Source organism: Bradyrhizobium sp. CCGUVB1N3, from assembly GCF_024199925.1.
GTDB lineage: Bacteria > Pseudomonadota > Alphaproteobacteria > Rhizobiales > Xanthobacteraceae > Bradyrhizobium.
Window position 1 is genome coordinate 6,913,174 of sequence record NZ_JANADR010000001.1, and the last position, 25,981, is coordinate 6,939,154.

The 25,981-nt window shown below is 63.2% G+C and carries 37 protein-coding genes; 25 read left to right on the top strand and 12 right to left on the bottom strand.

Features of this window, described 5'->3' with window-relative positions; translation table 11 throughout:
- Positions 1-97: 97 nt before the first annotated feature.
- On the top strand, positions 98-382 hold the full coding sequence (locus NLM33_RS32885) for a hypothetical protein (protein WP_254102515.1): 285 nt from the start codon (positions 98-100) through the stop codon (positions 380-382).
- A 39-nt stretch (positions 383-421) separates the two neighbouring features.
- Here the strand turns inward: NLM33_RS32885 and NLM33_RS49740 are convergent, their stop codons facing one another.
- From NLM33_RS49740 to NLM33_RS32935, 11 genes are all read right to left on the bottom strand, one after another.
- On the bottom strand, positions 422-628 hold the full coding sequence (locus NLM33_RS49740; RefSeq protein ID WP_371930008.1) for a DUF4314 domain-containing protein: 207 nt from the start codon (positions 626-628) through the stop codon (positions 422-424).
- A complete protein-coding gene (locus NLM33_RS32890) occupies positions 628-1,038 on the bottom strand; it encodes a DUF3085 domain-containing protein (protein WP_254102516.1) in 411 nt (136 codons plus the stop codon). The genes NLM33_RS49740 and NLM33_RS32890 overlap by 1 nt, the downstream gene beginning before the upstream one ends.
- On the bottom strand, positions 1,026-1,193 hold the full coding sequence (locus NLM33_RS32895) for a hypothetical protein (protein WP_254102517.1): 168 nt from the start codon (positions 1,191-1,193) through the stop codon (positions 1,026-1,028). The genes NLM33_RS32890 and NLM33_RS32895 overlap by 13 nt, the downstream gene beginning before the upstream one ends.
- A 41-nt stretch (positions 1,194-1,234) precedes the next feature.
- A complete protein-coding gene (locus NLM33_RS32900; RefSeq protein WP_254102518.1) occupies positions 1,235-1,591 on the bottom strand; it encodes a hypothetical protein in 357 nt (118 codons plus the stop codon).
- On the bottom strand, positions 1,588-1,944 hold the full coding sequence (locus tag NLM33_RS32905; protein ID WP_254102519.1) for a hypothetical protein: 357 nt from the start codon (positions 1,942-1,944) through the stop codon (positions 1,588-1,590). The genes NLM33_RS32900 and NLM33_RS32905 overlap by 4 nt, the downstream gene beginning before the upstream one ends.
- A gap of 85 nt (positions 1,945-2,029) precedes the next feature.
- The gene (locus NLM33_RS32910; RefSeq protein WP_254102520.1) at positions 2,030-2,167 is read right to left on the bottom strand and encodes a hypothetical protein; all 138 of its coding nucleotides are present in this window, start codon (positions 2,165-2,167) and stop codon (positions 2,030-2,032) included.
- Between the two features lie 2 nt (positions 2,168-2,169).
- Positions 2,170-2,484 (bottom strand): DUF3489 domain-containing protein, encoded by a 315-nt coding sequence (locus NLM33_RS32915; protein WP_254102521.1) that lies wholly within the window; start codon positions 2,482-2,484, stop codon positions 2,170-2,172.
- Between the two features lie 105 nt (positions 2,485-2,589).
- Positions 2,590-3,012 (bottom strand): hypothetical protein, encoded by a 423-nt coding sequence (locus NLM33_RS32920; protein WP_254102522.1) that lies wholly within the window; start codon positions 3,010-3,012, stop codon positions 2,590-2,592.
- Positions 2,999-3,205 carry a hypothetical protein gene (locus NLM33_RS32925; protein WP_254102524.1) on the bottom strand — a complete coding sequence of 69 codons (207 nt, stop codon included), beginning with the start codon at positions 3,203-3,205 and terminating at the stop codon, positions 2,999-3,001. Before NLM33_RS32925 ends, NLM33_RS32920 begins: the two co-directional genes overlap by 14 nt.
- A gap of 13 nt (positions 3,206-3,218) precedes the next feature.
- A complete protein-coding gene (locus NLM33_RS32930) occupies positions 3,219-3,452 on the bottom strand; it encodes a hypothetical protein (protein ID WP_254102525.1) in 234 nt (77 codons plus the stop codon).
- Between the two features lie 77 nt (positions 3,453-3,529).
- Positions 3,530-3,733, bottom strand: coding sequence for a hypothetical protein (locus NLM33_RS32935; protein ID WP_254102528.1), 204 nt, complete (start codon positions 3,731-3,733; stop codon positions 3,530-3,532).
- Between the two features lie 218 nt (positions 3,734-3,951).
- Here NLM33_RS32935 and NLM33_RS32940 point away from each other — a divergent pair, with 218 nt between their 5' ends.
- The 6 genes from NLM33_RS32940 to NLM33_RS32965 all read left to right on the top strand — a co-directional run bounded on the left by NLM33_RS32940 (position 3,952) and on the right by NLM33_RS32965 (position 10,688).
- A complete protein-coding gene (locus NLM33_RS32940) occupies positions 3,952-5,010 on the top strand; it encodes a phage major capsid protein (RefSeq protein WP_254102530.1) in 1,059 nt (352 codons plus the stop codon).
- On the top strand, positions 4,944-6,188 hold the full coding sequence (locus NLM33_RS32945) for a hypothetical protein (protein WP_254102532.1): 1,245 nt from the start codon (positions 4,944-4,946) through the stop codon (positions 6,186-6,188). The genes NLM33_RS32940 and NLM33_RS32945 overlap by 67 nt, the downstream gene beginning before the upstream one ends.
- A complete protein-coding gene (locus NLM33_RS32950; RefSeq protein WP_254102534.1) occupies positions 6,166-6,783 on the top strand; it encodes a class I SAM-dependent methyltransferase in 618 nt (205 codons plus the stop codon). The genes NLM33_RS32945 and NLM33_RS32950 overlap by 23 nt, the downstream gene beginning before the upstream one ends.
- Positions 6,740-8,866 (top strand): phage major capsid protein, encoded by a 2,127-nt coding sequence (locus NLM33_RS32955; protein WP_254102536.1) that lies wholly within the window; start codon positions 6,740-6,742, stop codon positions 8,864-8,866. Before NLM33_RS32950 ends, NLM33_RS32955 begins: the two co-directional genes overlap by 44 nt.
- A gap of 118 nt (positions 8,867-8,984) precedes the next feature.
- Entirely contained in the window at positions 8,985-9,269 is a 285-nt protein-coding gene (locus NLM33_RS32960; RefSeq protein ID WP_254102538.1) for a hypothetical protein, read from the top strand.
- 3 nt (positions 9,270-9,272) lie between these two features.
- The gene (locus NLM33_RS32965) at positions 9,273-10,688 is read left to right on the top strand and encodes a phage portal protein (RefSeq protein WP_254102540.1); all 1,416 of its coding nucleotides are present in this window, start codon (positions 9,273-9,275) and stop codon (positions 10,686-10,688) included.
- Here NLM33_RS32965 and NLM33_RS32970 read toward each other — a convergent pair.
- The gene (locus tag NLM33_RS32970) at positions 10,678-11,727 is read right to left on the bottom strand and encodes a hypothetical protein (RefSeq protein ID WP_254102542.1); all 1,050 of its coding nucleotides are present in this window, start codon (positions 11,725-11,727) and stop codon (positions 10,678-10,680) included. The genes NLM33_RS32965 and NLM33_RS32970 overlap by 11 nt on opposite strands.
- Before the next feature lie 69 nt (positions 11,728-11,796).
- Here NLM33_RS32970 and NLM33_RS32975 point away from each other — a divergent pair, with 69 nt between their 5' ends.
- The 18 genes from NLM33_RS32975 to NLM33_RS33065 all read left to right on the top strand — a co-directional run bounded on the left by NLM33_RS32975 (position 11,797) and on the right by NLM33_RS33065 (position 25,980).
- Positions 11,797-12,108, top strand: a complete 312-nt coding sequence (locus tag NLM33_RS32975) for a collagen-like protein (protein ID WP_254102544.1) — start codon at positions 11,797-11,799, stop codon at positions 12,106-12,108.
- Positions 12,101-12,754 carry a hypothetical protein gene (locus tag NLM33_RS32980; protein ID WP_254102546.1) on the top strand — a complete coding sequence of 218 codons (654 nt, stop codon included), beginning with the start codon at positions 12,101-12,103 and terminating at the stop codon, positions 12,752-12,754. Before NLM33_RS32975 ends, NLM33_RS32980 begins: the two co-directional genes overlap by 8 nt.
- A complete protein-coding gene (locus tag NLM33_RS32985; RefSeq protein ID WP_254102548.1) occupies positions 12,747-13,136 on the top strand; it encodes a hypothetical protein in 390 nt (129 codons plus the stop codon). Before NLM33_RS32980 ends, NLM33_RS32985 begins: the two co-directional genes overlap by 8 nt.
- A complete protein-coding gene (locus NLM33_RS32990) occupies positions 13,127-13,483 on the top strand; it encodes a hypothetical protein (RefSeq protein WP_254102549.1) in 357 nt (118 codons plus the stop codon). Before NLM33_RS32985 ends, NLM33_RS32990 begins: the two co-directional genes overlap by 10 nt.
- Positions 13,483-14,169, top strand: a complete 687-nt coding sequence (locus NLM33_RS32995) for a hypothetical protein (protein WP_254102550.1) — start codon at positions 13,483-13,485, stop codon at positions 14,167-14,169. The genes NLM33_RS32990 and NLM33_RS32995 overlap by 1 nt, the downstream gene beginning before the upstream one ends.
- Positions 14,159-14,449 (top strand): hypothetical protein, encoded by a 291-nt coding sequence (locus NLM33_RS33000; RefSeq protein ID WP_254102551.1) that lies wholly within the window; start codon positions 14,159-14,161, stop codon positions 14,447-14,449. Before NLM33_RS32995 ends, NLM33_RS33000 begins: the two co-directional genes overlap by 11 nt.
- Before the next feature lie 228 nt (positions 14,450-14,677).
- Positions 14,678-15,166, top strand: a complete 489-nt coding sequence (locus NLM33_RS33005) for an NUMOD3 domain-containing DNA-binding protein (RefSeq protein WP_254102552.1) — start codon at positions 14,678-14,680, stop codon at positions 15,164-15,166.
- A gap of 2 nt (positions 15,167-15,168) precedes the next feature.
- Positions 15,169-16,734: a phage tail sheath C-terminal domain-containing protein gene (locus NLM33_RS33010; protein WP_254102553.1), complete on the top strand. Its 1,566-nt coding sequence runs from the start codon at positions 15,169-15,171 to the stop codon at positions 16,732-16,734.
- Between the two features lie 84 nt (positions 16,735-16,818).
- Positions 16,819-17,187, top strand: a complete 369-nt coding sequence (locus tag NLM33_RS33015; protein WP_254102554.1) for a phage tail tube protein — start codon at positions 16,819-16,821, stop codon at positions 17,185-17,187.
- Entirely contained in the window at positions 17,184-17,651 is a 468-nt protein-coding gene (locus NLM33_RS33020; RefSeq protein WP_254102556.1) for a phage tail assembly protein, read from the top strand. The genes NLM33_RS33015 and NLM33_RS33020 overlap by 4 nt, the downstream gene beginning before the upstream one ends.
- Before the next feature lie 160 nt (positions 17,652-17,811).
- Positions 17,812-20,421, top strand: a complete 2,610-nt coding sequence (locus tag NLM33_RS49335) for a hypothetical protein (RefSeq protein ID WP_256570570.1) — start codon at positions 17,812-17,814, stop codon at positions 20,419-20,421.
- Positions 20,418-20,978, top strand: coding sequence for a DNA circularization N-terminal domain-containing protein (locus NLM33_RS33035; protein ID WP_254102562.1), 561 nt, complete (start codon positions 20,418-20,420; stop codon positions 20,976-20,978). Before NLM33_RS49335 ends, NLM33_RS33035 begins: the two co-directional genes overlap by 4 nt.
- Complete coding sequence (locus tag NLM33_RS33040; protein ID WP_254102564.1) at positions 20,975-21,643, top strand: hypothetical protein; 669 nt, start codon at positions 20,975-20,977, stop codon at positions 21,641-21,643. Before NLM33_RS33035 ends, NLM33_RS33040 begins: the two co-directional genes overlap by 4 nt.
- Positions 21,644-21,646: 3 nt before the next feature.
- Positions 21,647-22,786, top strand: coding sequence for a phage baseplate assembly protein (locus NLM33_RS33045; protein WP_254102566.1), 1,140 nt, complete (start codon positions 21,647-21,649; stop codon positions 22,784-22,786).
- An 11-nt stretch (positions 22,787-22,797) separates the two neighbouring features.
- Positions 22,798-23,613 carry a phage baseplate assembly protein gene (locus NLM33_RS33050; protein WP_254102568.1) on the top strand — a complete coding sequence of 272 codons (816 nt, stop codon included), beginning with the start codon at positions 22,798-22,800 and terminating at the stop codon, positions 23,611-23,613.
- 3 nt (positions 23,614-23,616) lie between these two features.
- Entirely contained in the window at positions 23,617-24,138 is a 522-nt protein-coding gene (locus NLM33_RS33055; protein WP_254102570.1) for a phage GP46 family protein, read from the top strand.
- Positions 24,138-25,253 (top strand): baseplate J/gp47 family protein, encoded by a 1,116-nt coding sequence (locus tag NLM33_RS33060; RefSeq protein WP_254102572.1) that lies wholly within the window; start codon positions 24,138-24,140, stop codon positions 25,251-25,253. The genes NLM33_RS33055 and NLM33_RS33060 overlap by 1 nt, the downstream gene beginning before the upstream one ends.
- A 4-nt stretch (positions 25,254-25,257) precedes the next feature.
- Complete coding sequence (locus NLM33_RS33065) at positions 25,258-25,980, top strand: YmfQ family protein (protein ID WP_254102575.1); 723 nt, start codon at positions 25,258-25,260, stop codon at positions 25,978-25,980.
- Position 25,981: the final 1 nt, after the last annotated feature.

Sequence of the window (25,981 nt, forward strand, 5' to 3'; positions counted from 1 at the left end):
ACGATGAATCGCAGCAACCTCGTCCAGCTGCGACAAATTGAGTCGGCAAACCGATTCATCCTGGCCCGCGCGGCACCCATCGAGCACATTGAGCGCTATGGCAAAATCCGACCCAACGCTTGCCCAGATTGCTGCTCAGTTCACGCATCACGACATAGAAAAGAGCAGTGGCGGTTATTTAGTTATCAACCGTCGGACTTCAACTCCGGTCGCACGGCTGCGCCCCATTCCAGATACCGATCGCTTCGAGCTCTTCTACTGGTCGAACGTGAAGGGGCGCTGGACGACCTTTGGCAATATGGGGCGCATGAAACTCATGCTCACGAGCGCTCATGAAATCGTCGAGAACGATCCGATGTTCAGGGTTCCGCGTACAAGATGAACAAGTGTAAAATTGGCCAAAGTCAAGCTTAGGAGGCTTTCATATTTTCACTGCTTGATCGGGCGGGACAACGAGTCCGAGCGAGCGCCCGTTGTCCCAATTCACCGAAACATCCCACGCGTTTTGAAAGAACGTGGGGGTTCTTGCGACCGTGCCTTCCGATCCGGGCGGGATCGGATCGGGATCGTCGGCGCCCATCCGGACAAGCCGGATGCGGTCGCCAGCACCGAATGGTGGTGTTTGCATCAGCCCCTCACGATCTCGATGGTGCTCTGGGTGAAGTTCAGCGAGACGGTCTTGGCGCCGCTGTCGATCAGCTGCTTCAATTCCCGCGCCCACGGCAGCGTCTCGCCGAAGTCGTCGCCGCCAACCAGCGCATGCGCGGTGTCGTACCAATCCGGGTCGCGATCCGGGTGGCAGCCCTTGGCATAGGCGACGAAGGACGACTCGCCCTTGACGATATCGCGCGGCTGGCCGTTCGACATCAGGTAGACGCCCTGATCGTGAACCAGCAGAACCGCTGGCGCCTCGACCGGCTTGGTGATCGCCTCGAAGTTATCGTCGTAGTCGACCAGCTGCTCGCCCTGCGTTGGCGCGTTGATCGAGTGCTCGACGACGCGGCGAACGTCGGCCGCATCGAATGTCAATGTAGGCATTGCGCTATCTCCTCTTCGTCGTCGTTGATCGGTTCTCCGGTTGCCGCTGCGAGGGACTCCCGCAGGCTGTTTGTCAGCGCCTCGTGCTGTTTAAGCTCGGCTTCCATCCGCCTGAGCCATTCCAGCCGCGCCTTGAGGCGCGCGATCTCGTCCATTTTCCATTTCCCTGTTTCCCGGGCGGCGGGATTGCCGCCCCTCACGACCGCAGGCCCGGAAGGTCCAAAGGGGACCGCCGGGGCAACGGGCGCCGAGGGCAAGCCGGGGGTTCAGGCGCGTTTGATGAATTGCAGCACTCGCTCCAGTCATCGGTTTCGAGCAGCGCCTCGTCGGTCGTGAAGTGCCCCTCCGGGGCAAGCCCGTGCACCAGAAAGCGGGGACCGCCCTGACATTCGCGCAGCTGCGGATCGAGGTAGTCGATCCATACGCTGAAGCGATCATCAGGCGTCTGGAAGCTCGGCGCCGTATTGTTGTGCCAGCTGGTGTCGGTCCAGCCCGCCGGGATATCCGGCAACGTCGCCGGGTCGTAATCTGGAAACTCGGTCTGGTAGGTCATCGGCTGACGCCTTTGTTGTTGGCGATCATCGCGCGCACGGCGCCGCATACGGAGCCGACCGCAATCGGGTCGCGATCAACCGCCTGCATGTAGATCGGGTGGTCGACGAGAAAGGGACCGACGTAGGTTTTGTTGCCGATCATCTCGTCCCACGAAAAGCCGCTGCCCTCGATCACGTATGTCGACATGCCCTTCAGCGTGCGATCCTCCTCGGCCGAAAGGTTGCAAACGGTTTTCGCGGTGACGTAGACCACCGTCGCCATCGCGGCGTTGTCCTGCGCCTTGGTATTGGCCGCCAGCGCTGGGGTCGAAACCGCCAGCGCCGCTGCGGCGAGTAGTGCTTTGACTTTCATTTCCGTGCTCCATGTTGTGGGGCGACCATCGCCCTCACTGGCTCAAGCCCGGAAGCCGAAGCACCGGGCAAGAGCAGCGCGGGGATCATTCGCCGCTGGCGCGTTTGCGAGGCTTCACCAAGCGCGGGAGCGCGGCGATCAGCAGCGCGAAGCCGAATGGTGGCAGCAGGCAAGAAAGCACGATCAGGGAGATGGCGAGTTTCGTCGTCTTCCTCGCGGCCATCGTTACGCCAGCTTGTAGGTGGTGACGCCTTCCTCACGCGTGCGCTCGGCCTTCGCACCACCGGGCAAGCGGGTGAGCGCGGCGCGCAGCGTGTGCGCCTGCCAGCCCAGCTTCTCGCAGAGGCGATCAACCGTGGCGCCGTCCTTGAGCAGCGTCATCAGCTGCTCGGTCTTGGTGCCTGCCTTCGGCGCGGCGGCAACAGCGCGAGGCTTCTTGGCGGCGGCCGCCTTCTTGGCGCTGGCCTTCTTGCCGTTGGTCTTCTTGGCAGCCGCCTTCTTGGCGGGGGCCTTCTTCGCAGTCTTCTTCGTGGTAGCCATTTTCGGGTCTCCTGTTTGCGCGGCGACCGGAATGGTCCCGCTGTACTGCCCTAAGCCCGGAAGCCGAAGCGCCGAGCGGTTAGGGTTGCGCAGGAGAGCGCGCTGCTATCTCGGGTGGGTGATGACCCGGCTCTTGCCGTTTTTGCCGACGATCTCCTCGCGGTCGCGCAAGGCGGGCGCATTCAGTTCGAACTCGACAACCGTCAGGTCCTCGACGTACTCGCTCCACCAGTCGGCCTTGATCCGATACTGCTGGCCGTGCTTGATCAGTCCGGCGATCAGCGCACCGCGCGCATTCTCGACCGAGTCGCCCAGCGCTTCGAAATGAAAATTCCGGGTGTGCAGTTCGGCCTTATAGATCGTGCGCTGCGCGCGGCCCGCGTCGTAGGCTGCCTCCAGCGCGGCCTTGGCTGTCCAAACCGCAACGTCGCGGAAGTCGGCGCCGTCGCTGTTGCGAGTCTCCAAGGTTTCGAAGCCCAGCGTGTCCTTCGCGATGCTGGCCAGCGTCTCTTGTTTAGTCGTCGTCACGTTCAATCTCCTTCGGCTCGCCGATCCAAGTCACAACCGGCTCCTCTGCTGCGCGGCCCTGTTCCTGCGCCCAGCGACGGTCGCTGTAGCCTTCGGCCGCAAGCTGCTTGGCTTCGTCGGGGCTATCGGCCTCGATCTCGAACACCCAGTTCAGCTTGATGGTTGTCACCACCTCGATCTCGTATTTCGGCATGGCGCTGGGTCCTTCAGGCGACAATGTTGTTGGCAACGTGCCACTCGCCATCGCGCTGCTTGAGCACCGCTACGCGGAAGTTCGTGATGCGTTGGCCTGCTGTGTCGGGGTGCACCGAGTTCATCATGTGCACGTATTGGACGATCACCGCGTCCCCGAGCGAATTGGTCGACCAAACTTCGGTCTGACCCGTGAGATGGCTGTCCTTAATCAGGGCCGCGATGCGGGCGTTAGTCGGCATTGTCATTCGTTAGCTCCTTCGTTCCTTTCCACTGCCTTAAACCCGGAAGCCGAAGCGCCGGGTGAAAGGCCGATTTGTTGGAGCTATTCGGCGGGGTACTCGTTGAAGGCCAGCCAAGCCCGATAAGCGCGCTGCAGTTCGTCAAACCGCTTCACCGGCAATTGCGTGCCGTTAGGGATCGACGCGACGGCGCTGTAGCGATGGCCCACCGAGTTCTTGCCAATGGCGTAGGCCGCTTGCGCGAACCGCGCCCATTCGTTCTTCAAGTATTGGTCGACGGTAATCATCGGCCTTTTCTGCTGTTGCCCGGGCTTGCGGTTTGCTCCCCGGCGCAAAGGGACCATCGCTCTGGTGCCCGCGTACAGCCAGCATAATCGCAGCAATGGCACTGCTGAATTGGGCCAGAGCCAGCAATTTCAGAACAGCACCCACTGGTTTCAGAACGCCTGCGAGACGCGCGCCTCGCTGGATCGCAGCGCTGCGCGCGCTGCAGAAGGGAAAGAGCATGAAGCACGAAAGCCAGAGCGCGTTTCGCCGCGAACCGCGCGAGCCGGAAGTCAGCGGCAATCTGTTCACGCGCTCGCTCACCGCTCGCACGCTTGCAAGCCTGCGCCGCTGCAGCGTCGCCGATATCGCCGCGCAGATGTGGCCGAATGATCGCGCGCTGTTGCAGCATCTCGCGCGCGCGGCCTCGAACCCTGCGATGACGAGCGTGGCTGGCTGGGCCGCCGAGCTGGTGCAGAAGCGCACCGCAGATGTGCTTGAGGCGCTCGGGCCCGCATCGGGCGCTGCCGACGTGCTCAAGCAGTGCTTGGCGCTGGATTGGGATGGCGCGGGCCTGATCAGCGCGCCTGGATTCACTGCGTCGGCAGGCAACAGCGGCTTCGTCCAGGAGGGCCAGCCGATCCCGGTGCGGCAATTCGCTGTCGGTCCCGCGCAGCTACAGCCTTACAAGCTGGTGAGCATCGCCCCGCTCACGCGCGAGATGGTCGAGAGCAGCAACGCCGAGGCGCTGATCAGCGATGCGCTCGTGCGCTCGACCGGCCTTGCGCTCGACGTTGTGTTCTTCGGCAGCGCCGCAGCGACCGCAGCGCAGCCCGCTGGCATCCGCAACGGCATCGCGGCATCAGCGGCCAGCGCCAACACCGACCCGTTCGCAGCCGTGTTCGAAGACGTGGCCACGCTGATCAACGCGGTCGCGCCGGTTGGCGGCAAGGGGCCGTACATTATCGTCGCCGGTCCAGGCCGAGCGGTGAGCTTTGGTATGCGCATCGGCAGCGCCGAGAGCACGATCATCCCGGTGGCGTCGAGCGCGGTCGGCAACGATCTGATTTGCATCGCGCCGAAGGCCATCGCGGCGGCGCTCAGCGCCGATCCCGACGCAGAAACCGCGAACGCCGCAACGCTGGTGATGGACACCGCGCCCGGAGCCGCAGGCACGACAGGCTCGGGCGAGAAGGAGATGTGGCAGACCGACAGCGTCGCCGTGAAGGTGCGATGGCCGGTGACCTGGGCGCTGCGAGCTGCGGGCGCGGTCGCGTGGCTGACGCCGGCATGGAAGTGACGATGCAGATTGAGAGTTTTCTCGACGACCTGCCCGAACTCGACCCGGTCATCTATCACGAACTCACCGACTATGGCTGGCGCGGGCTGACGGCACAGGGCGAAGTGCTGGAAGTCAGGAGCAGCAACGGCCACGCGATCGAGGTGCCGAGCGAGATCATCGTGTCGTGCGGTGGTGAGCGCATCGGTCGCCGTGCGATCCGCAACGACCAGGCGGTCGACATCGACGACTACCTCGCGCACTTCAATGCCGTCGTCGCGCTCTATAAGGAAAACCGCGTCGACGAGGCGCTGATCGAGTCCGACGCGACGCTACGCGCGGCACCGACGCTGCGGGCCAAGTTCAACCGGGCGATGATCCTGCTGGCGTCCGGCCGCTGGGCCGAGGGCCTCGACGAATATTGGCAGTGCGAGCAGGACGCGCCGTTCATGCGGCCACAGGTCCGCGCCGCGCTCGATAGAGGCCTGCAGCCTTGGCGCGGCGAGGATTTGCGCGGCAGGCGGCTGCTGGTGCTGCACGCCCACGGCTTCGGCGACACCATCATGATGCTGCGCTATCTGCCGCAGCTTGCCGCGAGGGGCGCCGACGTTGCCTTGGAGATGCCGCCCGAGCTGCAACGGCTGACGAAGCGATGGCCGCACGCGAGCGACGGCGACTACTTCTGCCCGATCCTGCATCTGCTCCGCTTCCTGCACGTCGCGCCGCAGTCGGTCGATGGCAGCCCCTACATGGCGGTCGACGCCGAGCTCGTCGCGCGGTGGAGCATCCCGAAAGGCCGCAAGCGGATCGGCATCGCGTGGTCGATAGGCAAGCCGAGCGACGGCGATTATCCGCGCGAGATTCCGCTCGGTGATCTCGTTGCAGCGCTGGGCGACGCCGAGCTGCACAGCGTGCAGGTCCAAGGCGGCGCCGAGGCGAAGGCTCTGGGCGTCCAGGCTCACGAGTTCGACGACTTCGCCGATTGCGCGGCGCTGATGCTGCAGATGGACGAGATCGTCAGCGTCGATACCGCGGCGCTGCATCTGGCAGGCGCCATCGGTCATCCGCGCGTCTATGGCCTGCTCTCGCATTGGTCGAGCTGGCGCTGGGTTGCGCCTTGGTATTCGAACGTGCGGCTGTGCCGTCAGGCGGCCGCAGGCGATTGGGCGAGCGCCCTTGCGCAGCTTCACGGGCACTGATCTCGGCGTCGCGCCGATCAAGGGTCCGTTCAGCCGATACCTCAACGCGCACGAGACGGCCCTCCTGGTCGCGCTGGTCAAGAGCGTCGCGCCGAAGGTGGCGATCGAGTTCGGCTGCAATCTCGGCATCACGGGAGCGCGGCTGCTCGACAATGTGCCGACGCTGGAAAAGTACATCGGCATCGACGTGCCGCCCGATCATTTGCCGTCGCTGCAATGCCAGCGCGACGAAGTCCCGACCGTCGCGGGCTGTTACGCCGCTCACGACGAACGGTTCTATCTGCTGACGGCACGCTCGCAATTGCTGCGCACCGGGCACCTTGAGCCGTGCGACGCGGTGTTCATCGACGGCGATCACAGCGAAGAGGCCGTGCTGCATGAAAGCAGGCTCGCGCGACGCCTGATCCGAGGGGCCGGGATCATCGTCTGGCACGACTTCACCAATCCCGCCGTGGAAGTGACGCAGGCGCTCAACCGCCTGCACGACGAAGGCTGGCCGATCAACTGCGTCGAGAACTCGTGGCTCGCCTTCATGAGAGTGGAGAACGCCGATGAACAAGGTGATCAGGGGCGACCTCGAACCAGACGACAGTGAGTCCTACGAGGATTTCATGGACCGCTGCAGCGACGAGATCGGCGACGAAGACGTCTGCCAGATGATCTGGGACGAGAGCGGCAACGAGGAAATGGCCGCGAGCGGCGTCAAGCGCAAAACGCTCGCCAGCCAGGCCAGCGGCGGTCTCGAGTTCGTCCTCTCCGACGAGTCGCCGGATCGGATGGACGACGTCATTCTCAGCGACGGCTGGGATTTGAAGGCCTTCAAGAACAACCCCATCGCGCTGTTCAACCACCAGAGCAGCTTCCCGGTTGGCAAGTGGTCGAACCTCCGGGTCGAGAACAAGCAGCTGCGCGGCCACCTTGAGCTTGCGCCGTTTGGCACTTCCGAGCGCATCGACGAAATCAGGAAGCTGGTCGACGCAGGCATTCTGCGCGCCGTCAGCGTCGGCTTCAGGCCGCTGGAGGCCGAGCGCCGCGAAGGCACCGACTGGGGCACCACGTTCAAGCGCTGCGAGCTGGTCGAAACCTCCCTCGTCAGCGTGCCAGCCAACGCGAATGCGCTGGCCGTCGCAAAGTCTCTGAAAATTTCCCCCGCAACGATTGATCTCGTGTTCGCCGAGCAAGGCAAGAAAAGCACGGGCATCAAGCGGCGCGGGTTCACTGGCGAGCACGCCTCTCGATCTCGCACACGAAAGGGCAGCGCCATGTCTGGCCTCGCTCAACGCATTACCGACTTGGAGACGCAGATCGTCGCCAAGCGGGATGAACTCGAAGACCATCTCGACAAGATGGACGACACCAACGTCAGCGATTCCGATCTGGAAACGACCGGCAAGCTGAACGCCGATATCGCCCAGCTCGAAAAGACCCGAGCGGCGCTCGTCGACTCCGAAAAGCTGCTGGCGAAGTCGGTTGACAATGGCGGCAACGGCGGCACGCGCAGCCGTGCGCTCTCCACGACCGTGATCGTCGGCGGCGAGCGCGAGCGCATCGCCTCGCCTGCAATCATCGTCAACCGCAAGAAGGACCTCGATCTCCTGGACTACGTCGTTCGCGGCGCCACGGTGGCGGTTATCGCCAAGGTGACGGGCAAGAGCGTCGAGGAGACCCGGCAGCGCATCTACGGCGACGACGAAGGCACGAAGGCCATTGTCGAGATCGTCACGCGCGCTGCCAGCGCACCGGCCATGACCACGGTCACGGGCTGGGCGCAGGAGCTGGCGCAGACGACCTATGCCGATCTGATGCCGCTCCTGATGCCGAAGGCGATCCTGACCCGGCTTGCGCCGAAGGGATTGACGCTGAGCTTCGGCACCTCTGGCCGCATCGTCATCCCGACCCGCTCGCGCACGCCGTCGCTGGCTGGCTCGTTCGTCGGCGAAGGCATGGCGATTCCGGTCCGTCAGGGTGCGTTCACCTCGCAAACCCTGACGCCGAAGAAGATGGCGGTCATCTCGACCTGGACGCGAGAGATGGGCGACCACTCCGTGCCCGCGATCGAGGGGCTGATCCGTCAGGCGATTCAAGACGACACCAGCGTCGCCATCGACTCCGTGCTGATCGACGCCAACGCGGCGACCACGATCCGGCCCGCTGGCCTGCTCAACGGCGTGGCGGCAACCGGCGCGACGGCGGGCGGCGGCATCGCTGCTATCGTCGGCGACATCGTCGGCCTGATCAACGCCATCTCGGCCAGCACCATGGGCAACGTGCGCAATCTGGTCTGGCTGGCGAACCAGACCGACATGCTGCGTGCCTCGCTGCTGTCTGCGGCGAACACCGGCATCTTCCCGTTCCGCGACGAGATTCGCGGCGGCACGCTGGCGACGATCCCGATCATCGACAGCGCGACTGTCCCGGCCAAGACGCTGATCCTGGTCGACGCCGCCGACTTCGTCGTGGTCGGAGGCGAGGCTCCGCGCATGGAGATGAGCGATCAGGCGACGCTGCACATGGAGGACACCAATCCTCTCGATCTGGTCGCTTCCCCGAGCACGGTCGCTGCTCCGCAGCGCTCGCTGTTCCAGACCGACTCGCTCGCGCTGCGGATGGTGATGCCGCTGAACTGGCTGCAGCGCCGCGCCGGCACCGTCGCGTGGACGCAGAACGTGACGTGGTGAGCAATCGTCCGCGCCTTCCATCGTTAGCTTAAAGCAAAGCGGCATGGGTTCGCCCAGCGATGCGGAGTAGCGCCCGATTAGATGAGGGCGCGGACACCCTTCAACCGGAGATCAGATCATGACGACCAAACTTGCAGACGATCCGGCGACCGAAGCTGCCAAGAAGCAACTCGCCGAGGAGCAGAAGGCCACCGCGCAGTCGCGCGCCGAGTTTGCCGCACGCACGCAAGGCAAGCCGACGCCGACGCAGGAGGAGAACGACATCGTCGCGCTGGGCGGCCACGTCCTTGAGCACGACGATGACGGCAGCGCGCCCGATCCGCACCAAACCAAGAACCTTGAGGCCGAGAAGCCGCACGCGAGGCCGCAGAACTACCAGACCCGAGCGCATCGCGCCGAGTGACAGGTGGCGAACTGGCTGTCCCGCATCTCTCGGCTGATTGGAAAGGCCGAAGGCGAATACCGTCCCGGTCCATGGTATTTGCCGATAACGGGCGGCTGGCTGCCTGCCGACGTGGGCAAATTCACCAACTGGTGGCAGCTGGGTTACGACCCCATCGGCCTGTCGTCGCAGTCGGCGATGGTCGAGGCCTGCGTCTCGGCTTACTCCCAAACCGTCGCGATGTGTCCAGGCGATCACTGGCGGCTCAACAGCAAGGGCGGGCGAGATCGAGTGAAGAACTCGGCACTCGCCCGCTTGCTGCGCTATCCGAACGACTACCAGACGATCAGCGATTTTCTGCTCAACGCGGTGCGCTCGCTTTACCTCACCGGCAATTGCTATGCGCTGGCCCTACGCAATGATCGCTACGAGATCGACGAACTGCATTTGATGAAGTCGGAGCTATCGCGCCCTTTGCTCGCCTCGACCGGCGAGATTTTTTATCAGCTGTACGGCAACGACATCATTGCCAAGCGCATGAACGAGGAAACGCTCCTTGTGCCGCAGCGGGACGTGCTGCACATCAAGCTGCACACTCGCCGGGAGCGCTATCCCGTGCCGCTGATCGGCGAGAGTCCAATCCTCGCGGCCTATGGCGATATCGGCGTCGGCAACGCCATCGCGCGGCAGCAGCAGGCGTTCTACATGAACGAGGCGCGGCCATCGGCGGTGCTGTCGACCGATCTGGTGCTCGACAAGGATCAGGTGCAGGCGCTGCGCGACCGCTGGAATGATCAGGCCAAGGGATTGTATCAGGGCGGCACGCCGATCCTGACCGCTGGATTGAAGGTGCAGCCATGGGCGGTCGGCGGCAAGGATGCTGCGACAGCCGAGATGCTGAAACTCTCGAACGAGCACATCGCGCTGGCCTTCCGCATCCCGCTTCAGATCCTTGGCCTCGGCGGCGCGGCCTACAATTCCACTGAGCTGCTCATGCAGAGCTGGATCGCATCCGGCCTCGGCTTCTGCCTGAACCACGTCGAGGAAGCCATTGGCGTGCTGTTCCTGCTGAAAGGGCAGCCGGACGAATACGTCGAGTTCGATACGGCGGCATTGCTGCGGTCGGCGATGAAGGACCGTATCGAGGCGCTGGCGCGCGGCGTTCAGGGCGGCATCTTCGCGCCCAACGAGGCTCGCAATTCCGAGGGGCTTCCAGACGCCAAATTCGGCGACGAGCCGCGCGTGCAGCAACAGGTCGTGCCGCTGAGCGCGGCTGGCGCGATCCCGGCTGCGCCGCCGGCACCGTCCGCAGCACCACAGCCCGCACCGCACGCCGCACCATTGCCACCCAAAAAGGGCAATCGCGATGACCTTGCAAGAGAAGTCCGAAACCTATTTGAACTCACCGAGCGCATCGGAAGGCGGCGACTTACTCCTTGACGCCTGGCGGATCTGTCTCGCCGAGGCGCTGGAGAGGCAACAGCGCGAGTGGGGCCGTCTGCATGAACTGGAAGTGGCGCGATCCACTGCGATCATCAGCCAGTTGGAGGCGAAGATCGCGACCCTTGAAGCGCGGATTCAATCCCGGCTGGTCGAGCTGAAAGACGGTGAACCGGGTCCAACCGGGCCGCAGGGCGAGCAAGGTCCGGCTGGCGAGAAAGGCGAACCCGGCGACCGAGGCGAGCAAGGACCGGCCGGGATTGGATTCGCTGGCGAGCGCGGCGAGAAAGGCGAGCTGGGTCCGCAAGGCGAAAAAGGTTTCCCCGGCGAAGCGGGTCTTCCCGGTTCGCAGGGCGAGCGCGGCGAACCAGGAGAGCGAGGCCAAGATGGCAAGCGCGGCGAAATCGGCGAGCGCGGTGAACGCGGCGAGCGCGGCGAAACAGGCGAGCGTGGGCCGCAGGGCGAAAGCGGCGCGCCGGGACCGGCTGGCGAGCAAGGGCTTCGTGGCGAGATAGGTCCGCAGGGCGAGCGCGGCGAAACAGGCGAGCGTGGGCCGCAGGGCGAAAGCGGCGCGCCGGGACCGGCTGGCGAGCAAGGGCTTCGTGGCGAGATAGGTCCGCAGGGTGAGCGCGGCGAAACAGGCGAGCGTGGGCCGCAGGGCGAAAGCGGCGCGCCGGGACCGGCTGGCGAGCAAGGGCTTCGTGGTGAGATAGGTCCGCAGGGTGAGCGCGGTGAGAAGGGCGATCCCGGCGAGAAAGGCGACAGGGGCGATCCCGGTGAGATCGGCCCCGCTGGCGCCAAGGGCGCCCCCGGCGAGCGCGGCGAAAACGGCGAAGAAGGCAAGCAGGGCGAACAAGGCCCGCACGGAGAACCGGGTGAGCGCGGTGAGAAGGGCGACCGTGGCGAAAAGGGCGAGCGCGGCGAGTTGCCCATGGTCCGCGAATGGATTGCCGACGAGATTTCCTATCAGGGCGACGTTGTGGCGTGCGATGGCGGAACATGGCAGGCGCAGAAAGACACCGCGCAGAAGCCGCCGCATCGGGATTGGGTGCCTCTGGCTGTTGCTGGTCGCGCCGCTGTCTCTCCTGTGGTTCGCGGCACTTTCGATGTGGCTCAGAGCTACGACGCATTGAACATCGTGGCGCTGAACGGTTCATCGTTCATCGCGCGCTGGAACGATCCCGGCGAATGTCCCGGTGACGGCTGGCAGTTGATCGCGTCATGCGGCCGCGCTGGCAAACCGGGGCCGAAGGGCGAGCGCGGCGAACAAGGTCCGCGCGGATTGCCCGGGCCCAGCCTCGTGCGCGGCGAGATCGACCGCAAAACCTACACCATGAAGCTGATCATGTCGGATGGCAGCGAGGTGCAGCTGCATTGCCGCGGCTTCTTCGAGCAGTATCACGAGGAAAGCGATGGCTGACATTATCGTCAAGGTGCTCGATCCGGCCGACAGCTACGATCTCGCGTCGCTGGATGAGATCAAGACCCTGCTGGGCCTGCCAGCCGCCGACACCAGCGAGGACGAACTGCTTGGGATGTGGATCACGTACTATTCCGACGTGATCGCGACGCTGTGCAATCGCGTGTTCGCGAAAGAGAAGGTGATCGAGTCGTGGCGCGGCGACACCAAGCCGTTCGATACCGACAACGGCCGCGTGTTTCTCACCCACTATCCGGTTGTCGACACCGACATCGAGTCGATCACCGCGCCGGATGGCACCACGATTGATGCGGGCTACGAACTCGAGAATGCCAGCGGCAAGCTGCAGTTTTTCGACGCGACATGGAGCGAGCCGATCCGCATCACCTATACCGGCGGCTACGACTTGCCCGATGAAGCGCCGCCCGCGCTGAAGCAGGCACTGGCGCTGCTGGTGCAGAACGCGCGCATCTGGCAGTCGCGGGCGCTGACTTCGGGCGTGCGCTCGATCTCGCATCGGGAATCGCGGGTGCAGTTCTTCGACATCAATCAGGCCGTCGCCAAGATGGGCGGCGCTGGGCCGCTGGCGATGGCCAACGAGATGGTGAGCGGGCTGCTGTACAAATACACCCGCTTCTATGCTTGAGGTGAAGGTCGAAGGCCTCGACGAGCTTCTGAAAAAATTCGAGGCGTTCGACAAGCAGATCGAGGACCTGCACAAGGAAGTGCCGCAGCAGCTGGTCGAGTGGCAGACCGAGGATACGCGGCGGAAATATCCGAACATCAAAGTCGATGAAACCGAGGAGTCCGTCGAGGCATCGACGGAAATCTGGCCGCGCTCGCGGCTGGAGCTGGAGCCTGGATTCAAGCGACCGCGCCCGACCGTGAAGAAGGGGCCGACGATGGCCCGGATCAAGGGCGTTGGCCGCCCGCCGCCGTCGACACGGCCACTGCTGCGCACCGAGCTGTTCACCAAGCTGGTCGACCGGATGACGAGGGCTGTCAACGAGGCGATGAAATGGCCATAAACCTCGACGTGCTGCTGCAGGCGCCGATCTTCGATTTCTGGGCGGTTGATTGCACGTTCCTGCCGATCAAGTCGCAGCCGTCCGCTGGCAGCTATCCGGGGCGCGGCATCCTCGGCACCTATTCAACCGCCGTGCAGGCGCTCGACGGCTCGCTGTATTCCGATCAGCGCACCATCCTCGATATCCGCGAGAGCGAGTTCGCGGTGCTGCCGATCCAGAATGATCACGTCATCATCCCCCTGGACTGCAACGGCGTGCCGAAGGGTGAGTACCAGATCGTCGATGCATCAAGCGACGGCGGCGGCGCGACGATGCTGACCATCCGCAAGTACGAAACGATCATGTGATGGGCGTTACCGACACGCAGAGCTATTCGCACGTCATCCGCGACGTGTTGTTCGGCGCCCTGCAGGCAGACCCATTTTTCGTGAGCTATACCTGCCGCAAGAACAAGATGCTGGTCGCGCGGCCCGAGTGCCTGCCTTACCTCGGCGTCTACATCATCGACGAGACGATGACACCAGATGGCGACGGCAACGCCGGCGAGGTGCGCTTCATTCACGCCACGCGCATCGGCTTCTCGGTGATGATCGCCAACAACGATCAGGATGCCTGCGAGCTGCAACTCGACGCCGCGTTCTGGCGGATCATGAACCGGCTGTGGCCGGACGAGTACATCATGAACCTGCTGGACACAGAGAACCCGAACACCGGGCAGAGCAATCCCGACAACACCCGGATTGAGAGCATCGAGCGCGGCCTGCGCCGCTATGTCTGGGGCAACGCCGCCTTCAACAACGAAACCCCGCTCGGAGAGATGCAATACGACATCACCTGTCGGCATCGCACCTATTGGTCGCCCGGGCCGTTCGACGATCTGCTCACCATCGACATGAAAACCGGCATCAAGCCGGGTGACACCCAAGACGAGATGGACCAGCGGCAGCAGCTGCACCGCGTCTGCCAGTTCGACCCGTCAAGCTTCGCAGCGAAGCGGGAGTTCAAGCAAAGGAGCAAGACCAATGGCCGTTAGCAAAGCGTCGCTGCGCGGGCTGCGCATGAATGAGCGGATGCAAAAAATTCGGGAAGCGAACAAGCCGAGGACCGTTCGCGTCACGCCAGCGAACGACGACATGCGTCGATTGTTGAAGCATCCGCACGCTGGAGGCTTCGGCAAAGAAGGCTCAGCCGAATGGCCGGATGACCGCTTCACCCAGCGCCGCCTCGCCGATGGCGACATCAGGAGCGACGACGGGCCGCCGCACCACGAGCGACGATCTCACCGCAGGCAAGAGGACAACAGCGGCGCCTAATCAGGCGGCGCTTTCATTTTGGCCGCTATGGCTGATGTCAAGTGCGTTGTTTACTGGCTGTTCGATGAACAATGCATTTGCTTGTGGCGGCATGGGTATATCGGCATCACGAGCAATTGGAAGAAGCGACTAAACCGACATAGGCGTAACGGCTCGTTCCCACGCGGATTTAGCTGGAAGATTCTATTTCGCGGGCCAAAGAGTGTGTGCCGCAAATTGGAATGGCAGTTGCGACCGACGCGCGGCATTGGATGGAATCGCGGCGTTGGTGGCGGCCTTGCGCGGCTTGGTTATCGAGCGACCGAAACTGCAAAGCAAAATATGCGTGAGGCCGCGAAACGAAAACCGGCGATCTCAGATGAAACGCGCGAGAAGTTGCGGATCGCCAGCACGGGCCGAACAAATCGCGGTCGTATCGGTCGAAAACAATCCGAGGATTCGAAAGCCAAAATCTCTGCAGGCAATACGGGTAAGCGCAGGACCGATGAGACGGTCCGCAAAATGTCGGAGCGAATGCTCGGGCAGAAGCTTCACCTAGGCCATTCTCACAGCGAACGAACCAAGCAACTCATCAGAGCAAGGAAATCCGGCCTCGCGATTCATTCCGAGGAGGAGAAGTGCAAGCGTGCCGAACGCATGAAAGGCAACGCTTTGACGGAAGGCAAACCGTGGTCTGCCGCGCGGAGACTTGCGTGGCTGCAGCATAAGGAGACGTAGCCGTGCCCATCTCGTTCGCCAACATTCCCCAAAATATTAAAGTGCCGCTCTACTGGGTCGAAGTCGATCCCTCGATGGCGGGCCTGCCGACGATCAATCTGCGCGCGCTGCTGGTCGGCGTCATGAAGGGCGGCACCGCGACGCACGATATCGCCGTTCCGATTGGCAGCCAGGCGCAGGCTGATGCGCAATTCGGCGAAGGAAGCGAGCTGGCGCGGATGTTCAAGGCGTTCTTCGCCAACAACTTCGCCAACGAGGTCTGGGGCCTGCCGATGGCTGAGCCGACCGGCGCGGCTGCGGCGACCGGGACCATCGTCATCAGCGCGGCGCCCACCCAAGCTGGCACCATCCATCTCTACGTCGGCGGCGAGTACGTCCCGGTCAACGTGCTGACGACCGACACGCCGACGACCATCGGCGAGGCCATCGCGGATGCGATCAACTCCGACACGTCGCTGCCGGTTACGGCGTCCAATACGGCGGGGACCGTGACGTTGACCTCGGTGTTCAAGAGCGTGAACGCCAACGAGATCAACGTGTCGCTGAACTACTACGGCACGATTGGCGGCCAGCAGACCCCGGTTGGCCTCGGCATCCAGCTGCCTGCGACCGGCTTCCTTACGGGCGCCAGCGGCACGCCCGTGTTCACGACGGCAATCACCAACCTGGGCGAGGAGCCGTTCGAATACGTGGCCATGCCCTATACCGACTCCAACTCGCTGTTCGTGTGGGATCAGGAGTACGGCTTCACCGATCAGGGCCGCTGGGGCTGGGAGCGCGAGCTATTCGGCCATGTGATCTCGTCGAAGCGCGGGACCTATGCTGATCTGCTGTTGTTCGGCGACACGATGAACAGCGGCGTCGAGTCGATCATGGGTTTCGAGGTGGCGTCGCTCTCGCCGTGCTTCGAATGGGCCGCAGCCTATACCGCCAAGGCGCAGCGCGCCTTCATCAACGATCCGGCCCGCCCGCTGCAGGCGTTGACGCTGAACCAGATCAAGGCGGCGCCGATCCACCAGCGGTTCGACTTCGTCGAGCTGAACTCGCTCGCGTCCAACGGCATCGCCATCCAGAAGATCGGCTCGGATGGCCAGCCGATGATCGCCCGAGAGCAGACGACCTACCAGATGAACCTCTACGGGCAGCCGGACGATGCCTACGAGCTGATGACCACGCTGGCGACACTGGCGAAGCTGCTGCGCAATCAAAAAGCGGCGATCACCTCGAAATTCCCGAGGCACAAGCTGGCGAACGACGGCACCAAGTTTGGTCCAGGCCAAGCCATCGTCACCCCGGGCATCATCAAGGCCGAGCTGATCAACCAGTACCAGATGGATATGTACAACGGCCTCGTTGAGGACCTCGTCAACTTCAAGCGCAACCTGCTGGTGGAGCGCGACCCGAACGATCCGAACCGGGTCAACGTGCTCTATCCGCCCGACCTGATCAATCAGCTGCGCATCTTCGCCGTGCTCGCGCAATTCCGCCTGCAGTACGACCGCGGCATCGACACGCTGATCATTGGCCAGCCGCAGCCGCCGTTCAACGCGGCGTCCGGCGCGTCCTAACCGTTCCATCACATCACCGGCCTGCACAACCGCGCCAACCCTGTCGCGGCTTTCGGTGCTGGTCGACCGAAAGGAGACTGATCAATGGCCCAAAGGATTGCAGGCATCGCTTTTCTGACGGTGGACGGCACGCAGCTTGCGCTGCGCGGCAACTTCACCGTCAGCCCATCGCCGGTCGAGCGCACCATGATCGCGGGACAGGACGGCGTGCACGGCTATCAGGAGCTGCCGCGCGTGCCGTATATCGAAGGCGATCTCTCGACGATGCCGGGTTTCTATCTGGAAGACCTGCTCGCCGAGACCGACGTTACCGTCGTCGCGCAGCTTGCCAACAACATGCAGTACATCCTGACCGGCGGTACCTGCAAAGGCGGCTTCGAAAACAACACGCGCGACGGTCAGGTCCGCGTGCGGTGGGAGGGCGTGACCTGTCAGGAGGTTAGCCTCGCATGAACGTACAGCGAAAACGCGAAGGCTTCATCGACGAGCAGCAGCCGCAGCCGACCGCGAAGATTATCGACGCGACGCCGCAACAGCCCGAACCCGAGGCCAAGCCGTCGCGCACGATGCCGCCGCCCGATATCGAGGCCTCGCCCGCCGAGCTGCCGCCGATGTGGCAGGACGAATGGCCGCTCGTCATCAAGCTGCTGAACAAGCCGATCCACAACAACAGGGGCGAGCTCGTCCACGAGCTGAAGCTGCGGGAGCCGCGCGCGGGCGACATCAACCGCTACGGCAACCCGGTGCGGATCAATCAGGACGGCGACGTGGTCTGGGACGAGCGCAAGATGACCTACATGATCTCGGCGCTGTCCGACATACTCGCTCCATTCATCGAGGACATGCATCCCCGCGACTGGAACACAGCGGCGATGAAGCTCCGAAATTTTTTTCTGCCCGATCCACGGGCCTGGTAGGCGACGAGGACGACATCATCCTCGACTGCTATCGGCTGGCCCGCTGGTACCACGTCAGTCCGGACGTCTTTCTGTCCATGCCACTCAGCGAGGTTCGGATTCACATGAGCCGCAGTGCCGAGCTTGATCGCAGGCAGCAGCCAGTGAGCGACGACGAATAATGCCTACGGAGCAAGAAGAATTAAAGCTGATCGTCACGCTGGTCGACAACGCCTCGGCTGGCCTGGACAAGATCGTCGAGAAAACCAAGGAGATGGGCGGCCCTCAGATGAAAGAGGCGCACGCCAAGATGACCGAGGGCACGAAGGAGCTGAACAAGGCCTTCAAGGAAATCACTGGCGGCTTCGGCGATGCCTTCAAGGCCCTCGGCGAATTTCGCGGCGGTCTGGTTGCTGGCGTCGGTGGTCTGGCGATATTCGGCGCGGCGGTGAGCAGGCAAGTCGGCGAGATAGCGAAGCTCGCTGCCGAAATGCGCAGCCTCAATCAGGCGGCGCGCGCTATCGGCGTCGATCCCACGTCGATGAAAAACATCATCGATCAGTTCGAAGCCATCGGCGTCAGCGCGGATCAGACGAAAGCCAATCTCGGCAAGATGGCGGGAGCCGTCGCCGATCTCAGCCACGTTGGCAGCGCGCTGCGCCGGGACTTGATGCACATGGCGGGGTCTGACCCGGAATCCCGACGCGCCATGGACGAGTTTCTGACGAAAGTCACGCAGGCGAGGACGGAGGAAGAGCGATACAACGCGGTTGCTGCGGCGGCCGAAAAAGTTCGGCAGCACGCATACGAACAGCAGATCGCGAGAGGAGCAACCCAGCAGCAAGCGGAGATCGAAGCAGCCAATCGTCGGAACGAATTTGCCTCGCGCTTCTGGGACAGCACCATGGTGCAGATGCAGCGCCTGCAGCAGATGCACGAGGAGGAGCGCACATTCTGGAAGGAGCGCTACGACTCGGCAGAAAAGCTGGCAAACAAATTCGGCGAGATCAAAAGCACCTGGGGCGATATCGCCAACGTCGTGTCTGCACCGACGCAGATGATGCAGAACCTCAAGACGGTCCTCGATTACATCGCGCCAGCGCTTGAGCACATCAAGGATGCGTTGATATGGCTCGATAAATGGGCGTCGAAGCCATCGGCATTTGGCGGCAGCGGCAAGGACGACAACAAGATCGTGCCGATGTCGCCGAGCAAGGGCGCCGAAGACCCGTTCTGGCGGCGCTTCGGCGATTACTTCAACAAGGACCTCGGGCGCACCGACGAGGACAAGAAGAAAGCGCAGGAGGACAACACCAAGGCCCTCAAGGAGCTGAACGACGCGATCAAACCAAAGGTGCCGTGGGGCTATCGGCCGACGTCGGGCACCGGATTTGATCGCAGCATGGTGCAGAACGCCTCGTTCACGACGGGCGGCGGCGCCGGCGGCGGCGCTGGCGGCAATTACGGTTATGGGCCGTTCGGCGGCGGCGGTGGGTTCGGCGGCGTACCGGGCGGCGGCGGCTCGTATGGCGGTGGCGGCGGCGGCAGCTATGGCGGCAGCGGCAAGGGCGGCTATGGCGGCGGCGGTGCGCCGTATGGCAGCGACACTGGCGGCGATACAGGCGGCCCGCACTCCGGTCCCGCCGGCGATCCCAGCGTGCCGTCCGATATTCTGGCCAAGGCGAGATCTGTCGCGCTGCACGGCGGCCCTGGCGCTGTCGAGAAGTTCATGGCCAGCCAGGGCTATCCCAAGGCGGGCAGCTGGTGCGGCGAGTTCGCGGCCTCGGTCGTCAAGTCGGTTGGCGGCACGCCGCCGAAGGGCGCGGCCGTCGCGTCGAACTGGCGCAATTGGGGCACGCCGGTCGCCCCAGGAGACGTGCAACCTGGCGACATCGCGGTGGCCGATCGTGGCGTGCGAACCGGCGCGACGGGTAGTCACGTCACCATCGTCGAAGACGTTAACAAGAAAGCCGGGACGTTCAACGGGCTTGGCGGCAACCAGGGTCGCGGCTTCGAGTCCCAGTTTGCGCTGAAGGGGTACAGCTTCCGCCGCGCATCCGGCGACATGCCCAACGGGCAGACCGCTGGCCCCGGTGGCGGCAAGGGCGCGGGCGAGACGCCAGCAACAGCGGATGGAGCCAAGGGCGCTGGCGGCGTCGCCGATCAACGCGCGGCGATGATGGCCGAGGTCAACCAGGACCCTGCCACGAAGCAGTTGCTGTATCGGATGATGCGCTCCGAGGGTGGCGGCGCTCCCACCGTCGAAGCGCTGTTCAATCGCACGCAGATGATCCGGCAGAAGGTGCCGGGGTACAAGATCGGCGATGAATTGCGGAGCGGCTTCTATGGCCCGATCAACAGGGGCCAAACTGGCGGCCCTCTCAGCGAGAACGAGCGGGCGAAATACGACAAGACGCTGAGCGAAGTGGTTGGCGGCAGTGACTACATTCAGGGCCGCACCAATCAAGGTATGGCGTCCGACCCAGGCGCGAGGCTTCCGGGCCGCGTGCCGATCCCCGGCTCGCACGAGGTTTACAATTATTGGGAAGGCCGACGCAAAGGCGTCGACTTCTCCGTCGCTGACAGCGCGCGATTTGCGCGCGAGCAGCTCGACCGGCGCATGGCCGCTGCCAACAAGGTCGAAGGCTCGGGCAAGATCAGCGTGGACGTGAACGCACCGAAGGGCACCAAGGTCGATGCCCAGGGCGGTGGCATCTTCAAGGATGTTGAGATCAACCGGCAGACCCAGATGGAGCCTGCCCGCAAGGGTCCTGAGACGATATCGATATGACAACCATCTTCGAGATCACACCGGGCAAGCCGAGTTGGCGCGACGATTGGATTCGCGCGACCTATAACAATGCGCCCTTCCATTGCGAGGCCAACAGCCGCGAGAGCGGGCGGCGCATCGTCGAGCACCAGTTTCCGAAGAAAGAGTATCCCTATGCCGAGGACATGGGGCGCATGGCGCGCGAGTTCACCATCCGCGCCTATTGCATCGTCTACTCCCGCGACGATGACGATCTGTTCCGCACCGACTATCGCAAGGTGCGCGACCGATTGATTGATGCGCTGGAAACGGAAGGCCCTGGCACGCTTCAGCTGTCCACGCAGCCGCCGCAAACTGTGGTCGTGACGCGCTATCGCATGACCGAGGAGGAACGCTTCGGTGGCTTCTGCACGTTCGACATCACATTCCTCGAGTATGGTATCGATCCGCTGTTCGATCCCGGACAGGAGGACACCCAGGCGACAGTCGCAAAAGCTTCGCAGGCCGTGCGCGATCAGGTGCAGCGCACGCTTGCACCTCCGTCGCCATCCATCGGCACGAGAGCGATTGAAGCATGAAACGGGGCGATGCCAGCGAAGCGGCACCGCTCGTGGACCGCATGTTGGCGCGGCTGCTGTCATTCGTTCCGGCTAAGGGTCACGCTGGTAGCAACGCACGGACGGTCATCGGTGACACGAGGGCCAATGCCTACAAGCTGCTGTCCGACGACGCTATGGGGCCGCCGCTCGATGATTGCTTCGATCAGGCGCGGCAAGCAGGCATCACATGGCAACAGCTTGAGGACGTGCGCCAGCAGACCGCGCAGGAAGCGCCTCTCTCGCTCGGCGCGAAGCTGATCCAGAACGCGGGCATTCGTCTCTGCTTGGCAACGGAGGCCTACATCATCGCGGGTATGACGTTCATCAGCCGCCAGCAAGTTGATGCAATGAAGACTGCGCTATTGCAGCCGTTCGTGGATGCCGAGGAGATTGCCGCCGACGACATGGATCAGATGACGTTTCAATCTCTGATCACGCTGCACGGGGCGCTCACCAACCATCTGGTGCAGACCGCGATGCCGCTGCCGCGCATGCTCAACTATCAGTTCTTCACCCCGCTGCCGACCCTGGTCATGGCATACAAGCTTTATCAAGACGCCTCACGCGCCGACGAGTTGCGCGACGAGAACAAGATTGTGCATCCCGCCTTCTGCCCGATGCTGGGCGAGGCGCTGTCCGGTTGACCCATGCCGAAGCCCCAGGAAGTCGCTGTCCTCGTCGTCAACGGACGCAAATTCGAGGACTGGGAATTCGTCATGGTCCGCCGCAACTGGGGCGACTCCTACGCCTATTTCCAATTCAGCGCGGCCGAGCGCGACCCGATCTTTAAGAAGGGCGGCCAGTTTCCCGATTGGCAAAAGCTGCAGTTCAAGCCTGGCGATCTTTGCAGCGTCTACCTGGCGGGCTTCCTCGCGATCACCGGCTTCATCGAGGTGCGCCAGGTCGCCTATGACGCGAACAGCCACGGTGTGATGCTCATTGGCAAGAGCTACACGGCGCTAGGTGCCAAATCTAGCGTCGATACCAAGACCGGCAGCTTCGACAACAAGAACATCGTGCAGGTCGCGCAGGAGGTCTGGGCCCCTTACGGCGCAGGCGTCAAGGTGGTCGGCCAGGTCGATATGACGCCGTTCGACAAGCTGCAGAACAATACTGGCGAGCCGGTCTGGGACTTCTGCGAGCGCATCGCACGCGACCGGTGCGCGCGATTGGCCTGCGATGCCTTCGGCAACTTCCTGCTGATCGGCGAGCACACCGGCAACGTCGTCGGGGGACTGGTCGAGGGCAAGAACATCCTGTCGTGCCAGTGCATCATCGACAGCACTATGGTGTTCGAGACCTACGACGTTCGCGGCAGCTCGCAGGCCAGCGACGATCACAACATGACCGATGCCAGCGAGCAGCAAGCGGTCCAGAACACAAGCATCAAAAACGTTCTCTATAGCAAGCTGATCACGCCGATTGAGGAGTCGGTCAAGTCGCAAGGGGAGATGAAGCTGCGGGCGGATTTCGAGCAGCGCATCCACGACGGCCAACAAATCCAGGCGACCATCACCGTGCAGGGCTGGCTGCGCGAAGGCGTCGCGCTCTGGCAGGAGGGCGATCACGTCCACGTCTACTCGCCGATGGCGATGCTCAACGAAGAGCTGGCAATCCAGCAAGTCGTCTTCATGCAGGACGACAAGCGGGGCAGCGTGACGGTGCTCACCTGCGTCAATCCGGCGTTCCTGAACGCGCACCCGACCTACAATGTCGGTCCGACCAACACGTCAAACGCACCCAGCACTCCTAGTTCATCCTCGAACTCGTCGACCATCTCAGTTTGAAGGAAGCGCATATGCACCGTGCCACACCGCTCAACAGTTCGTTGCGCAGCTATTCCGCTGGCGGCGCGCGCGGCGTTGTCGATCAAGTCGATGACTCCAAGTTTTTGCAGGAGATGGCCGGAAACTTCATGCACAACGAGTCGCGCAAGGGCTGCGAGGCTCCGCAGAACTATGGTTTCACGTCCGTGGTGTTCGACGCCGAGAAGGATGCGCAGGGCAAGATCAAGTCCGCCGCCGAGCACTTCACCAGTTTCATGGGCGGCAGCCGCTCTTTCCCCATCGCGCTCATGGATGATCGCCGCCACCGGCTCTTTAAACTGGAGAAAGGCGACACCGCGATGTTTCGCGGACGCGGCGACAAGCAGCAATTCCACATGACGCAAGACGGCGGCTTCTGGACCGCTCCGCAGGACAAGACCGTTCGCATGCACCTGGTCCAGCAGGACAGCGAGAGCAATGCGACGATGGACCAGGGCGGCCAGGGCAGCGGTTCCGGTGGCTTGGGTGGCGGGGCTGGCGTCGCGGCATTTGACGCGAGCGGCGGCGGTTCGGACAGCCAGCAAGGCGGCCAGCAGCAACAGCAGAAGCGCGGACAGGAGGCGCTCTACAAGGATGGCAAGAAGTCGCCGTTGTTCGTCGAGGTCACAAAGGACAAGACGCGCATGGGCGGCAACCAGTGTCACCTCGCACTCGCCGATGGCAACACCTACCTGCATTGCCATACCGACAAGCAGGTCTACGTCGGCGCGGAAGCGGGCAAAGCGTCGTTCGATTATCTCGTCACGCTGTCCGGCCCGTGCGTCAACTCGCTCGGCAAGATCGGGTGACGCATGCCAGCGGGCTACAACGTCCCTGACATCCGGCTCGTCCAGAACAATGTCTTTCCGCAATACTCTGTCACAGTTGATTGGTCGCTGCTCCCCAATGGCACGCTTGACGATACCCAGGCGCTGGCAACGGCAGTCATCGTCGCGCTCGGCACCAACGCACTGGCTGGTCCGAACGACGATCTGCCCGACCCGGATTCCACCGACCGCATGGGATGGTGGGGCGATCTCGACGCGCAGGCGATCTGGGGCGGTTGGCCCATCGGATCGAAGCTATGGCTGCTCAGGCGATCCAAGATCACGCCAGCGGCGGCGCGGCAGGGCTCAACCCTGGTCGTGGTCGAGAACTACATCCGAATGGCGATCCAACCGTTCGTCGACCGCAAGATTTGTTCGGGTTTCGACGTTTGGGTCACTAGGGTCGATCCTCAACGCATTGATGCCTTGCTGCGCATTTATCGCGGGCCGCTGCCCGAGATTGAGTTGCGCTATGCCGTTCTCTGGGATGCGATGGTGAACCGCTGATGCCTTGGTCAACGCCAGCTCTCCGTGATGTTCGTTCGCTGGTTCGCGATGCGGTTAACGCCTCGCTGCCAGGGGCCGATGCGAACGTACCAAACAGCGTGTTGCGTGTGTTATCGGACAACCAGGGTGCGCTTTGTCATCTGACGCTGCAATATATCGATTGGCTGGCGCTGCAGCTGCTGCCTGATACCGCAGAGACCGAATGGCTCGACCGCCACGGGCAAATCTGGCTGGTCAACTCAGACGGCTCGACCGGCCGCAAGATGGCTACGCTGGCGCAGGGTACCGCTAGCTTCCAGGGCACCACGGGCGGCGGGCTGATCCCGACCGGCACCCTATTGCAAAGTGCGCTGGGGATTCCGCCTGGCTCGGACTCACCAAACACCGTCGTCAGTTACGAGCTGCTGGACGATGTCGTCGTCTCGACTGCTACGGCGTCCACCGGCAATATCCGTTGCCTCGATGCCGGATCGTTCGGCAACCTGCCGACCGGGTCCGTTCTGTCGATGCCACAAACCATCGCTGGCGCGAGCCAGTTCGCGGAAGTGCTTGAACTGAACGGAGGCGCGGACCCCGAGACCGACGACCAGCTTCGGGCGCGTATCCTGCGCCGCATCCGCCAGCCTCCGATGGGCGGCGCGGCTTATGACTACGAGGCGTGGGCGCTCGCGGTCCCCGGCGTCACGCGGGCGTGGTGTGCGCCGCTGGAGATGGGCATCGGCACGGTCACCATCCGCTTTATGATGGACGATCTGCGCGCCAGCAACGGCGGCTTTCCGCTTCCTGCCGACATCACTGCGGTCAAAGCTTACATCGACCAGATGCGACCGGTGGCCGTCAAAGATGTCTTCGTTGAAGCACCGATCCCCTATCCGATCAATCTGCGGATCTCCTATCTCGATTGGGACGACGGCTCGACACGCGCATCCATCACGCAAAGCCTGCTGCATGAATTCTTCGTCCGGGCATCTCCCGGTCAGCTCTGGTATCGGTCGTGGTCGGACGAAGGCATTGCCAACGGGGTTGGCGTCAACGCCTATGACCTGGTTGCCAGCGACACGCCAATGCCAGCACCTGGCTACATGCCGGTGCTCGGTGACATAACCTACGGTTAGCGCGATGTCTGACCGGCACATCCGCCGCGCCGGGAGCGACTATCGAGACGCCTTTCTTGAGCTGCTGCCCAACGGCCAGGCATGGCCGAAGCATTCCATCGACAGCGTGCTGTGGCAGGCCTGCGATGGGTTGTGCGACTACTGGGGTTTCGTTGATGGTCGCGCGGCCGATCTCTTGGAGACGGAGAGCGACCCGCGCCTGACGCTTGAGCTGCTGCCTGACTGGGAGCGCAATTGGGGCCTGCCTGACGAGTGCCTGAAAGACCCGCCGACCTCGCTCGCCGACCGCCGCGCGGCGCTGCTTGCTAAGATGACCTTGTTAGGCGCTCAGTCGCGCCAGTTCATGATCGAGGTGGCCAAGGCCTACGGCTACGACATCACGATCACTGAATATGCGCCCTACATGACCGGCGTTTCGCGAGTAGGAGATACTCGTTGGTACAACGAGGGCGATCCCGACCATTATCGCTGGTATCTCGGCCCGCCGGAGATGCGGTTTTTTTGGACCGTGCACGTCAACGCGACCAAGATGACCCGCTTCCACGTCAACAGCAGCCAGTGCGGTATCGACCGGCTGTTGAAGATCTGGCTGGCCGACGATCTCGAATGCATCCTCGACAAGATCAAGCCAGCGCAGACCAACATCATCTACGACTACTCGCCGATGGATTCGCTCGACTTCAGTCAGCGGTACAACACCGAATACCTCGCGCTCGGGATTATGTGAG

Excerpts from the sequence above, each read along its gene's own strand:
- NLM33_RS32885 (WP_254102515.1), top strand. The coding sequence starts at position 98 with ATGGCAAAATCCGACCCAACGCTTGCCCAGATTGCTGCTCAGTTCACG.
- NLM33_RS49740 (WP_371930008.1), bottom strand. The coding sequence starts at position 628 with ATGCAAACACCACCATTCGGTGCTGGCGACCGCATCCGGCTTGTCCGG.
- NLM33_RS32890 (WP_254102516.1), bottom strand. The coding sequence starts at position 1,038 with ATGCCTACATTGACATTCGATGCGGCCGACGTTCGCCGCGTCGTCGAG.
- NLM33_RS32895 (WP_254102517.1), bottom strand. The coding sequence starts at position 1,193 with ATGGACGAGATCGCGCGCCTCAAGGCGCGGCTGGAATGGCTCAGGCGG.
- NLM33_RS32900 (WP_254102518.1), bottom strand. The coding sequence starts at position 1,591 with ATGACCTACCAGACCGAGTTTCCAGATTACGACCCGGCGACGTTGCCG.
- NLM33_RS32905 (WP_254102519.1), bottom strand. The coding sequence starts at position 1,944 with ATGAAAGTCAAAGCACTACTCGCCGCAGCGGCGCTGGCGGTTTCGACC.
- NLM33_RS32910 (WP_254102520.1), bottom strand. The coding sequence starts at position 2,167 with ATGGCCGCGAGGAAGACGACGAAACTCGCCATCTCCCTGATCGTGCTT.
- NLM33_RS32915 (WP_254102521.1), bottom strand. The coding sequence starts at position 2,484 with ATGGCTACCACGAAGAAGACTGCGAAGAAGGCCCCCGCCAAGAAGGCG.
- NLM33_RS32925 (WP_254102524.1), bottom strand. The coding sequence starts at position 3,205 with ATGCCGAAATACGAGATCGAGGTGGTGACAACCATCAAGCTGAACTGG.
- NLM33_RS32930 (WP_254102525.1), bottom strand. The coding sequence starts at position 3,452 with ATGACAATGCCGACTAACGCCCGCATCGCGGCCCTGATTAAGGACAGC.
- NLM33_RS32935 (WP_254102528.1), bottom strand. The coding sequence starts at position 3,733 with ATGATTACCGTCGACCAATACTTGAAGAACGAATGGGCGCGGTTCGCG.
- NLM33_RS32940 (WP_254102530.1), top strand. The coding sequence starts at position 3,952 with ATGAAGCACGAAAGCCAGAGCGCGTTTCGCCGCGAACCGCGCGAGCCG.
- NLM33_RS32945 (WP_254102532.1), top strand. The coding sequence starts at position 4,944 with ATGGCCGGTGACCTGGGCGCTGCGAGCTGCGGGCGCGGTCGCGTGGCT.
- NLM33_RS32955 (WP_254102536.1), top strand. The coding sequence starts at position 6,740 with ATGAACAAGGTGATCAGGGGCGACCTCGAACCAGACGACAGTGAGTCC.
- NLM33_RS32960 (WP_254102538.1), top strand. The coding sequence starts at position 8,985 with ATGACGACCAAACTTGCAGACGATCCGGCGACCGAAGCTGCCAAGAAG.
- NLM33_RS32970 (WP_254102542.1), bottom strand. The coding sequence starts at position 11,727 with ATGCGGCGGCTTCTGCGCGGTGTCTTTCTGCGCCTGCCATGTTCCGCC.
- NLM33_RS32980 (WP_254102546.1), top strand. The coding sequence starts at position 12,101 with ATGGCTGACATTATCGTCAAGGTGCTCGATCCGGCCGACAGCTACGAT.
- NLM33_RS32985 (WP_254102548.1), top strand. The coding sequence starts at position 12,747 with ATGCTTGAGGTGAAGGTCGAAGGCCTCGACGAGCTTCTGAAAAAATTC.
- NLM33_RS32990 (WP_254102549.1), top strand. The coding sequence starts at position 13,127 with ATGGCCATAAACCTCGACGTGCTGCTGCAGGCGCCGATCTTCGATTTC.
- NLM33_RS32995 (WP_254102550.1), top strand. The coding sequence starts at position 13,483 with ATGGGCGTTACCGACACGCAGAGCTATTCGCACGTCATCCGCGACGTG.
- NLM33_RS33000 (WP_254102551.1), top strand. The coding sequence starts at position 14,159 with ATGGCCGTTAGCAAAGCGTCGCTGCGCGGGCTGCGCATGAATGAGCGG.
- NLM33_RS33015 (WP_254102554.1), top strand. The coding sequence starts at position 16,819 with ATGGCCCAAAGGATTGCAGGCATCGCTTTTCTGACGGTGGACGGCACG.
- NLM33_RS33020 (WP_254102556.1), top strand. The coding sequence starts at position 17,184 with ATGAACGTACAGCGAAAACGCGAAGGCTTCATCGACGAGCAGCAGCCG.
- NLM33_RS49335 (WP_256570570.1), top strand. The coding sequence starts at position 17,812 with ATGCCTACGGAGCAAGAAGAATTAAAGCTGATCGTCACGCTGGTCGAC.
- NLM33_RS33035 (WP_254102562.1), top strand. The coding sequence starts at position 20,418 with ATGACAACCATCTTCGAGATCACACCGGGCAAGCCGAGTTGGCGCGAC.
- NLM33_RS33040 (WP_254102564.1), top strand. The coding sequence starts at position 20,975 with ATGAAACGGGGCGATGCCAGCGAAGCGGCACCGCTCGTGGACCGCATG.
- NLM33_RS33045 (WP_254102566.1), top strand. The coding sequence starts at position 21,647 with ATGCCGAAGCCCCAGGAAGTCGCTGTCCTCGTCGTCAACGGACGCAAA.
- NLM33_RS33050 (WP_254102568.1), top strand. The coding sequence starts at position 22,798 with ATGCACCGTGCCACACCGCTCAACAGTTCGTTGCGCAGCTATTCCGCT.
- NLM33_RS33055 (WP_254102570.1), top strand. The coding sequence starts at position 23,617 with ATGCCAGCGGGCTACAACGTCCCTGACATCCGGCTCGTCCAGAACAAT.
- NLM33_RS33060 (WP_254102572.1), top strand. The coding sequence starts at position 24,138 with ATGCCTTGGTCAACGCCAGCTCTCCGTGATGTTCGTTCGCTGGTTCGC.
- NLM33_RS33065 (WP_254102575.1), top strand. The coding sequence starts at position 25,258 with ATGTCTGACCGGCACATCCGCCGCGCCGGGAGCGACTATCGAGACGCC.